This window comes from Streptomyces sp. NPDC002144 (assembly GCF_053593695.1).
In genome coordinates this window covers 19871-30967 of the sequence record NZ_JBSFDB010000072.1, presented here as the reverse complement: position 1 = coordinate 30967, position 11097 = coordinate 19871, and the positions used below count along the sequence as shown (strand labels likewise).

Below are 11097 nucleotides of genomic sequence, written 5' to 3'. Positions count from 1 at the left end.
CCTCAACGCCTTCCAGATCGCCTTCGACGGCCGCCTGACCCCCACCAACCAGCGATAACTCAACAACCAAGATCAGCCGTTAAGTTGACACACCCTCAGCCTGCTGCCTTGCTGGGAACGCTCGGCGTCTCATGCAGGCTTGGTCGTCTGGTTCCTATAGGAAGGGCTGGCTTTCCTCGCAGCGTGGGGGGGTGCGGCAGATGGCGATGACCGAGGCATCGGAAGACGGAAGTGGCTGTTCCGTTGCGCGTGCGGTGTCACGTTCGCTGGACACAGACCTTGGTCAGGCTGGATCCCGGTGTGTGTGAGATCTCCAGGGGGCGAGGGCATTGACGATGGGGGGCAGGAATTTACGTGCCCAGGCAATCCGCTCGATGTCTGCGCCTTCGGGCGGAGCGTCAAGTGCCCTGGCGACGTGCCCCAGTAGCCTTGCACTGTCGGTCAGCAGCCCCACGCTGGGGCGCAGAGCCAGCACGGATGCCGCCTGCCGTGTCACGCCGGGCCACTGCACCTGACGGGTGAGGAGTGCCGCGAGTCTGATCGCAGCCGTGATGGCGGCATGATTTGCGGGCAGGTGCTGCCGCACCAGCTGCATCAGTGGCCGGGCGATCTCGCTCTCCGCGTCGGCGAAGTCGAACTGGACGGTGAAGGCCTGCGTGAAGTCGGCAACAGCGTCTTCGTACCGCCCTGCGTACAGACGGACCATGCCGCGGCCGCCGAAACTCCACGGCGACAGCTGATCGCCCGATAGTGCCCGGTCGAAGTCCTGTTCCGCTTCTGCGAGTCGCCCAGCCTCCCACAACAGCCATCCACGTGTCGCGAAGGAGGGCGTGTACCCGTCATCGACGGAGATGGCGTGGTCAACGTTGGCGAGAGCTTCGGTCTCACGGCCGAGTCCGTGCAGGGCCCACGCGCGGAGTTCGTAGGGCCAGGCCCGGTCTCGTGGCCCGTGTTCATACGGGGCGGCCAGCGCCCTGTCCACCTCCCGAAGGGCCTCCGCGTGGCGGCCGAGGTTAAGGAGCAGGAGCGCGAAGTGGGCACGGTGCCACTGCGTTTTGGCATCCAGGTCGGCCGCCCGCGCCATGTCGTGGAGTGCTTCGTCCCACCGCTCCAGGCCGCAGAGACACCGGGAGCGTTCTGCGTAAGCCCAGGTGTACTCGGGGTCGATGGCGAGCGCGCGATCCAGATCGGCCAGGGCGTCCTTGTAGCGTTTCTCGATGCGGTAGACCTCGGCACGACTGGCCCGGGCCCACTCCTGATCGGGGTCGAGTTCGAGAGCCTGGTCGAAGTCTGCGAGCGCTGCGTCGCGGTCCCCGGCTCCAAGGTTGATCTGCCCCCGTACCGTGTGCGTCCAGGCGTCGGGCCGGACGCGGATCGCCTCGTCCATGTCGGCGAGCGCGTCCGCCGTGTTTCCCATCTGCTCATGGGTGAAGGCGCGCTCCACCAGGGCGTCGGCGTTCCGCGGCTCCAGGACCAGGACCGCGGTCAGGTCGGTGAGCGCTGCCTCATTCCGCCTGGCACGCCGGTGCAGTCGCCCGCGCACGAGGCGGGCGTGCAGCTGCCCTGCGGTGTCCATACCGGGGTAAGCGAGCAACGCATCAAGAAACGTCAGGACGACCGCAGCGTCCTCCGAAGAAGCACCGCTCAGCCGTTGTGCCCAGGCATGCAGACCGTCGTCCGCAGCGTCTGTCCCGGCTTGGGCAAGGAGTTGAGTCCAGCGCCGGGCTGTGGCGCTTCCGTGCTCGCAGGCGTGCACGATCTCCCTGAGCGCCTCCGGTAGTGCAAGGCGCGGATCAGCACACAGGAGGTGGTAGGTCTCGTTGTACCGGTGTTCGCGCCAGGCCGCGTCACCCCAGCGTTCCGCGCTCGGCAGACTCTGCTCCAGCATCGTCCGCCAGCTGCGGAAACGTTCCGCGAGCAGCTCGTGCGCGGCACGCCAGCGGGTCGGGGACTGCAGGCGCTGCAAGCGCAGCATGGGAGCGCGTACGACGTCGTGGTAGCGGCAGCGCCCGGCCTGGTCGGTGACGAAGGCGAGGCGACGCATCCACTCGTACTGCTCGGCGGCCTCCACCGGGGCGACGGCGCGGTAGACGTCCTCGTCGAACTGAAGGGGAAGGGCCAGTGCCAGGGCGGCTGCCCGCCGCGCGGGGTCCGTCTCCCATTTCAGGAACCGCTCCACCGCCGTCCCCGAGGGATCCCCCACGGTACGGTCGGAGTCGGGCCGGGCCTGCGCCAGGGTGTGCACCAAGACCGGAAGCCGCCCGGACAGACGCAGAACGACCTCGACGACCCGCTCGTCGGCAACGCCCCGCAGGGCCAGCAGCGAGCGCGCCTCCTCCTCGGTGAACACCTCCAGCGGCACCTCCGTGATCAAGTCCAGCCAGTCACCCCAGGTCTGGTTGGCCAGCCGACCCTGCCCGGACAGCACGATCTGGACATTCGCCGGCAGCACGCCGTGCGTGTCGCCGAACGCAATGTCGCGAACCCACTCGTCCAGCACCGGGCCGGTGCGCTCGTACACGTCGAAGAACAGCACCATCCGGGGACGCCGCCGCGCCACGTCCGCCAGGTCCTGCAGGAACAACGGGGTCAGAAACCGCACCGGGTCCACGACGAGTCGTATGTCGTCGTGGGATCGCATCCGTGCACCCAGCGCGGCCCGCAGACGGTCCGCGCCCTGGGCGACCTGTTGGGGGTCAACGGCACCGGCGAACGCCCCGACGACCGGGACCATACCCAGGCCGGCCAAACCAACCTGCGCGGCAACCGAAGCGGGGAGCGAGGCCCCAGGCGGCTGCGCGGCGCCGACCCCCTCAGCCGCCTGAGTGTCGCGGGCCGACTGCATCTCGTGTTCACGCTGGCGGAACGTCGCCAGCAGCTTGTCGAAGCGGCGCAACTCCAGGCCCTGGAAGCCGAGCCGGTCGCCGATCTGCGCCATCGCCTCCACGGCGCCGTGCACATCGTCGTCGAGGTACACCGTGGCCGCGCCCTGATCGCGGGCGATCGTCTCCCACTGCCGCAACAGCGAGGTCTTGCCCACACCAGCGTTGCCCCGGACATGGAAGAAGAACTGGTAGTCATCGTCCAACGGATCCCGGGCAAGGTTCTCCCGGAAGACGCTGATCTCGTCGCGCCGGCCGACGAAACCGCTCCGGCGACGGCGCCGGATCAACTCCTGGCGTGACGGCGGCAGTTCTGGCATCCCGCACCCCCCGGCCGCCAGTATGACAAGGCGGCCCCGCAGCTGGGGTGCTGACGCCGATGCCTCCATGGTCAGTGCTTGTCCTGCCGTGACGAACGCTCGGTACTCCCCGATGGCGGCCGTCGGCTCCTAGCGGGCTGCGCCGGAACCCCGCCCCGCATGTGGCACCGGCCCAGGACCTGGACGCGGCTGTGGCCGAGGTCTGCTCGGCACCGCGCCCGAGGCACGGCGCCCGGCAACGCCGCAGGCCTGTTGTGCTGTCGGTGCGCCTGTTGCCCCGGAGCAGGGAACATGGCCGCGTTTCTGCTGTACACCTGGCGGGGTGAAGCTAAATGACCTCAGCCAGTTGATGGCGCGCCGCGAGGACGGTGGCCTCACCTTTGATCGTTTCCGCGTTGATCCTTCGCTGGCTTCGCTCGGATGGCCAGACGACGTTCTCGAACAGTTCCTCTTCGACCACGGTGACAACGACGCGTTTCTGCGGGACTACGGGGGCATCGAACTTGAAGGGATCGTCTGGCGGCTTGAGACGATTCCAGCGGACGTCTTCAGCGACATGCCGACAGGCGCGTCCGAGGCCGACCTGATTGACTACTTCGCCGAGAACCCGGCCTGGTGGGTCGAAGTGCGCCCTCCAGCTGTCGGCCGGCACTGGGTGGAACACGGAACGTGGATGCGTGCGCCGATCCTGATCGACCGACGGCTCCTGGACCCGTCGTACCGCGGTCTTCAGGTCCTGGAAGGCAGAACCCGAGTCGGTGTTCTGCGAGGCCGCCTGCGCAAGGAACTACACGTCCGTTCCCACCATCAGGCTTGGGTCGGACACCCTGCGACATAGACGCCGATCACAACAGAAGTCCAGTGCGCTGACTCGCACGCCCTGGCGCCGCTCCCACACCCTGACGGAACGGTGTCCGCGATGCCGCACCGCCCCGGCCTGGAACGACCCGGTTGTCAGTGCTGCCTGACAAGGTTCGCATCATGTTCGAGGGACTTGATGACGTCGACTGGGCGTCGCTGGAACACGCATACGGCACAGCCGAGGAAATACCCGCTCTGCTACGGACGCTGCGGTCCCCGAACGCCGAGGAACGCAGCAAGGCCCTGGACCGCTTCTACAGCGCCGTCCACCACCAGGGCAGCGTCTACTCCTCCACCGCGGCCAGCCTGCCCTTCCTGTTCGAGCTGGCCGTCGACCGTGCCACGCCCGACCGGGCCTCCGTGGTCGCGCTGGTGGTCAGCATCGGGCGGGAGTCCCTCGATCGGGGCTTCGACGATGACGGCACCGAGATCGACTACTACCCCCCGGCCGGCTGCGCGCAGGCCGCCGCCTTCCTGCGCGCCCGGGGCATGGAGTTCGCCGAACTCGTCCGCGCCCCGGACCCGAACGTGCGCCTGGCCGCGATCCCCGGACTGGGGCTGTTCCTCGACGATGCCGGCCAGGCCGCCGCCCTGCTGCGCGAGCGGCTGGCCGCCGAGCGCGGTATCACGGCCCGGCTGCGGATCCTCGACGCGGCCGCCACTCTGGCACTGCGCCTGCCGGCGGCCGCACCGTACGCGGAGGACTGGCTCGCCGAGCTCGCCGCCACCCCGGCCTGGGGGCCGGTGACCCGGCTCGCAGCCCTGATCCAGCGCGCCCGCTGTACCCCGAACGACATCGGTGACGACGTCGTACCGACGGCCGTCACCCTGCTGCACGAAAGCGCCCGCACGCTGCCCGCGCAGCCGATCACACCAGCCCCCAGCCGCCCGTCCGTCTCCGCCCAGGGCATTCCGCCCCAGATCGTCGCCGCCTTCGAGCATCTCGACCACAGCACACGGATGTACGCCCACACCACGAGCCTGCTGCGCACCTTCCACGACCTCCTGGGCCACCGGGTGGCCGAGCGCACCGCGGTGCTGGCCGAGCAGCTGGCCAGCCCCGACCCCGGCACGCGCCTGGACGCGGTCCGGATGGCCGGGGAGCTGATGCGGACCTGGCGCGGCGACCACACCCGCCTCCTCCTGTTGGTCGCCGGCCAACTCACCACGGCCGACCTGGAGGTGGCCACCGAAGCAGCCGGCGTTCTGGAGGCCTGCCACCCGATCGCCGACCCGGCCCGCGAAGCACTCGCCGCGCACGTCGACGCCCAGCGCGCTGCGCACGGACCTGGCGTCTGGAGCGCGCTCGATGCGCGGCTGCGCAAGAGCCACCAAGCGGCCGTCCGGGCCCTGGTCCGCCTGGGCGATATCCGTGCGCTGCCGAGTCTGCTGGCCGCGCTGGACGGCGGCGTCGATGCCTGGCGCGCCATCCAGGTCGCACGCCATCTGCCGCAGGCGGCACACGAGTTGGTGCCCCGGCTCGGCCACCACCTGCGCCGCCTCGACCTCGCCCAGGAGTGGACCACGATGAGCGTCAACGCCATCCTGGCCGCCCTCGCCGCACTCGACGACACGACCGCCATCGAGCTAGTGGTCGACGCCCTCGACTCCTCGGTCCGTCACGAGCAACACGGCGTCACCGCGTCAGCGTTGAAGGCACTCGGGACGTTCGGCCCGGCGGCGTCCGACGCACAAGAGACGATCCGGTCGCTGACCACCCACACCGACGCGCACGTACAGCCCGCCGCCGTCGCCGCCCTTTGGGCCGTCGACGGCGACCCGGCCGAGGTCATGCCGCTCCTCCTCGAGCTCCTCGACGACCCGATCACCTTCCGCATCAGCGAAGCGGCCGACGTGCTCGCCGAGATCGGCCCGCCCGCCTCCGCCGCCCTGCCACGCCTGCGGCGACACTTGAAGCACGGCTATGAGTGGGTGCGGGTGCCGTGCGCGGCAGCGCTGTGGGAAATCGGCGGCCAAGCCGAGGCGCCGGCAGCCCTGGACGTCCTGCTGCAGGCCGTGGCCAACAACCCGGCGACGGCCAACGCGGTCGTGGCGTGCCTGGACCGCATGGGCGCCCTGGCGGCACCCGCTGTGCCCCTGCTCCGCGCGCAACTGGCCCTGGCCAAGCGCGGCGACGGGTTCCAGACGCTCGAGCGCGACGAGGAGCTCCAGCGGGTCGCCCGAGCCCTTATCGCCCGGCTCGATCCTCCGGAGCAGGGACTGACGAGCTGATCGAGGAGCGAGAGGACCGCCGGGCGCAGGAGCGTCCGTGGTCAGTGCTTCTCCCCGCCGTCAATTCGTCGGCGATCCCATCGTGACTGAACGCAGCCGTCAGCAGGAAGGGCGTGCCAACGAGCTTGGAGAGCATGGACACTGATTTGCGGAATCGCTGATGGTCGCGAGGGATGGAATACCCGCAAGAAGAGCCCCGACCGTGATCAGCAGGAGGCCCCAGATCTGAAGTCGCAGGCCGCCAATGGCGAGCTCGCGAGTCGTCGTCAACAGCTTTGCGGAGTGGTCGTTGAGCGCCGTCCATACGCGTTCGTGCTCGACCCCGTTGTCCTCCCGCAGCTGATCGACCACAGCACTCAACGATGTCAGTCCATCAGCAACGGCTTGGAGATCCGGGACCACCGGCCCGTGGGTGGCTTTGATAGCCCCCGCATCGACTCCTGCGCCAATATCGCCCGCACGCACATAGCGGTGTGGGATCGGTTTCCGCAGGGCTCGGAGCACTATCTGGTTCACGCGACTCGCTCCCGCCTTCAGCCGGTCACGCAGCCAGCCACACCAACGAATCATTGGCGCCCAGAACAACTCGACGCCGCGATGACGGCGCCACGTCTTCGTGAAGCCGATCAGTGCCAGGGACGCGCCAGCTGCTTGCAGAACCAAGCCCACCAAGACCAACCACCACGAACCCGTCATCCACCCACGTTACGAAGCTGTCGGGCGGCCAGCCTTCGACCCGCGCGGCCGGACCGTCACGGTCCCTCCAGCGAGTGAACTTGCAGCCGGCGGCCATCACACTCAATCCGCGAACTGCGAGGGACCGGCCGCCCTTGCTGCCTGCCGTTGCGTCGAGTCGGAGCAGGGAATCGCCGCCTTTCCCGGCAGGGGGCGCGGTTAGATGGGCGAACGGGTTGCGTCGAAGCCGCGGCTGCCATGTTCACTCCTCCGCGCCGTCGTCGGCCTCGTCGGTAATCCAGTGCTCAGGGACGAGGGCTTCTCCGTTGCTTTGCCTCCATCGGGCGCGCACCGCACTACGGAACGGCTCGGCGTCCAGGTCAGCATGCTCAAGGACGATGACCTGGAAGGAACCATCGAGAGACTCGATGCTCGAGGCGATCGTCTTGTAGATGTTGAGGAGTGTGGCTCGGGCGGATCCGAATCCGCCGCCGCGGGTCTCATCGGGAAATCCTGCTTGCGAGGGTTGATCAAGAATGAGGAACCGAGGGACAGGGCTGCCGATCTCCTTGAACCACTCGTGCAGGCTCAGCATGGTCGCGATGTGATAGCCCAAGTAGTTGTGCCCGCTGCCCATTTCCGACATCTTGACGGGCCCACGCTGTGTGTCCGCAATTAGGGTCAGTCCTCGAGGGTCGAGGCGGATGGGATCGTTACGATGTTCCAGTTCCAGAGCGATGGCCTTGGCCTGGATCTTCTGGTTGACAAGGGATAGATAGCTGCTGAGAAGGTCCTCTTGAGCACTGTTGCCGAGTTGTTCTTCGAGCGAGGCGATCTCTAGTGCGAGTTCCTCCCTGCGGTCCTCAACCGGGGCTTGAACGTGCCGGGTCAACGTGTCGAGGAAGAGGCTGATCCTGCCTTGGACGACAGCTGCCCGGTGACGCGGATCATCCTGGGCAGCGGCCCTCTGGCCAGCGCTCAGGACCTCAATTTCCTCCTGGTTGCGGGCCAGCGCTGAGCGTAGATCCGCAAGAGCGTCTTCTTCCTCAGCTATGCGGGCGTTGATGTCCGGTGTCGCTTCTCCGATCGTGGACATTTCAGCATCTAGGCGCTGAAGGTCAAGCCTCATGAGCTGGGTGGTCCCAGCAGCGTCGGTCGTTTGGCTGCCGCACACCGGGCACAGGTTGTCTTGTGGCGGCATTTCCGGATGCGCCCGATACAGCAGGCCGAGGGTGGCGAGCCGGGCGTGCTGCTCACGCACCTGGCCGAGGAAGTCGTCCTTCTCCCTGGCGATCGTCTTGAGATTTGATATCCGTACGCGGGTCTGGGAGTAGGCCTGGCGCGAGTCGCGTCGCGTCTCATTGAGAGCCGATAGCGGATCCTCTCCTGCGGGAGGTTCTATGTCAGGGACGGCCGTCTCGACGGCTTCGCGAAGTCGGTCGACGATCTCGTCGTTGGACAGGAGACGTCCTGAGGGAAGTCGAGCAAGCAGGTGAGCCTCGATGGCTTCCCCGTGCAGTCCCGCCGCCGTGCCGGAGGCGTGCTGGAACGGTCGGGCAGCCTCAAGACGCTCCTGCTGTTCGACCAGCTGCCGGCGCAGAAGCCGGAGACGGTGTTCAAGCTGGGCGCGTTCTGGATCCACGGCGCCCAGGAAGTAGGGCAGCATCGCTCGCAGGGCGGGGCGGTGGAAGTCGTCCATCTGTCCGTGAAAGAGAAGGTCCTGGTTGGCGACCTCGTTCTGCTCCTGCAGACAGAAGAACAAACCGTGCCGGACAGACGGGGAGAGCTGACGGGGGCTGCGTGCCACGGGCAGCTGCACAGATGGGTCGATGCCGGCGAACTTGGAGAGGACCTTCTTCGCAATGTCCAAAGGCGTGGAGAAGGTCAGTGTCGTGTAGTCCGGAGGAGGGGCTCCGTCTTCCTGGGAGATTACGCAGAGAGTGCTGTTGGTGGCTGCCTTGCCGACGGGGGCGGGGCGGGCCACGAAAAGCTGCTCGTCACCCTTGACGATGGTGAGCGCGAAGACATGCACGAAGTTGCGAAGTGCTGCGCCTCGGATGACGAACTCGTCGCTGCCTAGGCAGTAGTCGACGATCGTCAAGATGGCGCTCTTTCCGCGCCGGGAGTCACCCGTAATGATGTTGAGCGAGCCCAGCTCGAACGGAACGGTACGAACCTCACCGTCCCGCCGATAGATGGAGATGGCGCGGATCTGGAACGTCAAGGCCGGACTCCTAGCAGGGTCATGACGGTACTGATGCTGCCGGCGCTGGGGAGCCAACGCCCCAGCAGCAGCGCGGCCTTCTGGACGGCGATGACATCGTCGCTGCCACCCGTGATCGTCTTCTTCAATGCTTTCTTGGGCACGTGGAGGAGACCTTCTGCGTCGCAGGCCAGCGTGCGTGTTTGCAGGGCCATCAGCAGGCCGGGGCGAACGACGTCGGCCATTGCCGTGGCGTTCAGCGTCATCGACGTGCGCACCGTTGGATGCTCCTGTACCCAGCGGTGCAGTCCGCTTGCGATCGAGCCCGGCAGCTCGGCGCGGATCCTCGGCTGCAAGGCCATCACGGCGGCGAGGGTGGCAGTGACGACCGGGCACGGCGTTCCGAACTCCGCTTGGTGGCCTTGCACCGCGCGAGCTGCGACAAGGCCCGTGAAGGCGGGGTTGTACAGGGCTCGCTCATCGCGACTGAGAGCGCTGAACTCACTCATACGGACGTGGTCTCCGCAGGCTCAAGTACGGCCATGAGTCGAGCGATGAAGTCCATGTGCCAGCCGATCTTGTAGTCGTCGGCCAGGATATGGAACGACCCCTTGGCGACGAATGGTTCATCGCACTCAGGACGAATACGTCGCTGAGCTTCCGTCATCGCCCACCGGTAGATCGTTGTGGCTGCGGCGATCTTCTCTGCTTCAGCCGCCTCGACGCCGAGGGTGTCGACCATGTCATCGAAGAGCTCTTCCCACTCCTCGATCAGACGTCGCTCATAGCGGCTGAGCTCTTGGGGTAACAGCAGGTTCTCGTTGAGCCAGCGCGAACGTTGGGTGACAGCTCTCATGTAGTCGCGCACCGCCCTGTTCACACGCCGTGAGCCCAGTTCGATGAGCTCCAACTGTCGTACGAACGGCTGGCCGGAGTATTTGACGAAGTCAGCTTCCATCTCAGCGATGTCTTCGTCGATGGGCAAATTTGCCCGTCCGAACTGATTGCGCAGATCGGAGAAGACCGCATCAAAGTCCAGCCCGGTGATCGCGTCTAGGCCGCCGGCGCGCAGTTGCCGAATAGTGCGCCGGAAGAACCAGCCTTCCAGGCGGATGAGGAACGATGTGGCGTGATCACGGCCCACGGCCGTGATCGCCGCTTGCCGCAGCTTCTGCTCGACGGCATCGACGTCGGGAGCGTTGCCGATCACCTGGATCTTGGACACCATGCGTTCCAACTGTGCCGGCTGCAGGAGATCGAAGGCTGCGAATGCCTTCGCCAGAGCGTCACTCTTGGAGATCCTGCGCGTGGTCTTCAGTGCCTCCAGCGCGTTCCGCTCGTCGCGTTGTCGGGACCCCTCGGGCTGCAGCATGCTGCCCACCGATCCGGCGGGCAGTTCCGCGGTGGTGAGCAGAATGAGGTCCGTCTGAGCGAGGTCGAGTTGCTCATGATGGATCGCGTGGGCCCAGATCCGCAGGGTCTTCCACAAGTCCACGCTTGCATTGGTCATCCGTGTACCAGGGGCGCGGTGTTTGAGCTGGTAGTACGTCCGTCCGTCGCGACGGACCTCCTCGATGTCGTCCCCCGCCTCGATGGCCAACGCCCAGTCAAGGTTTCCGAGACGTCCTACGCACAAGTGCAGGGCTTCACGGAGCTGGTAGACGTAGCCGAGCGCGGACGCCGAAGCTTCGAAATCCGGTTCACGCTCCACCATGTTCAACCCCCTGCAGGCCTGTGCTCACTGCGAGTAATCCGATGGTGTCACACCCGGTCGATCACTGACATCCCTTTCGTCCGACAACCTTGGTATCCGTGGCCGCCCCGCGTGCTGAGGTCCTGCAGTGGGGCTGCTGAACCTCGTAGCCCGGGCGCCCGTTGCACTTGGATGGACCTACCCGCCGAATACGCCCTGGCAAAAGGCCAT

General features: G+C 66.8%; 6 protein-coding genes and 1 pseudogene. 2 read left to right on the top strand and 5 right to left on the bottom strand.

Annotation, left to right across the window (positions count from 1 at the left end):
- Positions 1–1051: 1051 nt before the first annotated feature.
- Positions 1052–1576 (bottom strand): annotated as a pseudogene (locus ACWCQ1_RS47050) (tetratricopeptide repeat protein); the annotation flags it as partial.
- A 1948-nt stretch (positions 1577–3524) separates the two neighbouring features.
- On the opposite strand from ACWCQ1_RS47050, the gene ACWCQ1_RS47045 reads away from it, so the two are divergent.
- Positions 3525–4040, top strand: coding sequence for a hypothetical protein (locus ACWCQ1_RS47045; RefSeq protein WP_451029474.1), 516 nt, complete (start codon positions 3525–3527; stop codon positions 4038–4040).
- A gap of 143 nt (positions 4041–4183) precedes the next feature.
- Positions 4184–6295: a HEAT repeat domain-containing protein gene (locus ACWCQ1_RS47040; protein ID WP_451029473.1), complete on the top strand. Its 2112-nt coding sequence runs from the start codon at positions 4184–4186 to the stop codon at positions 6293–6295.
- A gap of 99 nt (positions 6296–6394) precedes the next feature.
- Here the strand turns inward: ACWCQ1_RS47040 and ACWCQ1_RS47035 are convergent, their stop codons facing one another.
- From ACWCQ1_RS47035 to ACWCQ1_RS47020, 4 genes are all read right to left on the bottom strand, one after another.
- The gene (locus ACWCQ1_RS47035; protein WP_451029472.1) at positions 6395–6991 is read right to left on the bottom strand and encodes a hypothetical protein; all 597 of its coding nucleotides are present in this window, start codon (positions 6989–6991) and stop codon (positions 6395–6397) included.
- 241 nt (positions 6992–7232) lie between these two features.
- Positions 7233–9194, bottom strand: a complete 1962-nt coding sequence (locus tag ACWCQ1_RS47030) for a DUF3732 domain-containing protein (protein WP_451029471.1) — start codon at positions 9192–9194, stop codon at positions 7233–7235.
- Positions 9191–9682 (bottom strand): three component ABC system middle component, encoded by a 492-nt coding sequence (locus ACWCQ1_RS47025; RefSeq protein WP_451029470.1) that lies wholly within the window; start codon positions 9680–9682, stop codon positions 9191–9193. The genes ACWCQ1_RS47030 and ACWCQ1_RS47025 overlap by 4 nt, the downstream gene beginning before the upstream one ends.
- Positions 9679–10887: an ABC-three component system protein gene (locus ACWCQ1_RS47020; RefSeq protein ID WP_451029469.1), complete on the bottom strand. Its 1209-nt coding sequence runs from the start codon at positions 10885–10887 to the stop codon at positions 9679–9681. Before ACWCQ1_RS47020 ends, ACWCQ1_RS47025 begins: the two co-directional genes overlap by 4 nt.
- Between the last annotated feature and the right edge of the window lie 210 nt (positions 10888–11097).

What these genes read in the sequence shown, in the direction of transcription:
- ACWCQ1_RS47020 (WP_451029469.1), bottom strand. Translation starts at nt 10,887, where the DNA reads ATGGTGGAGCGTGAACCGGATTTCGAAGCTTCGGCGTCCGCGCTCGGC.
- ACWCQ1_RS47025 (WP_451029470.1), bottom strand. Translation starts at nt 9,682, where the DNA reads ATGAGTGAGTTCAGCGCTCTCAGTCGCGATGAGCGAGCCCTGTACAAC.
- ACWCQ1_RS47040 (WP_451029473.1), top strand. Translation starts at nt 4,184, where the DNA reads ATGTTCGAGGGACTTGATGACGTCGACTGGGCGTCGCTGGAACACGCA.
- ACWCQ1_RS47035 (WP_451029472.1), bottom strand. Translation starts at nt 6,991, where the DNA reads ATGACGGGTTCGTGGTGGTTGGTCTTGGTGGGCTTGGTTCTGCAAGCA.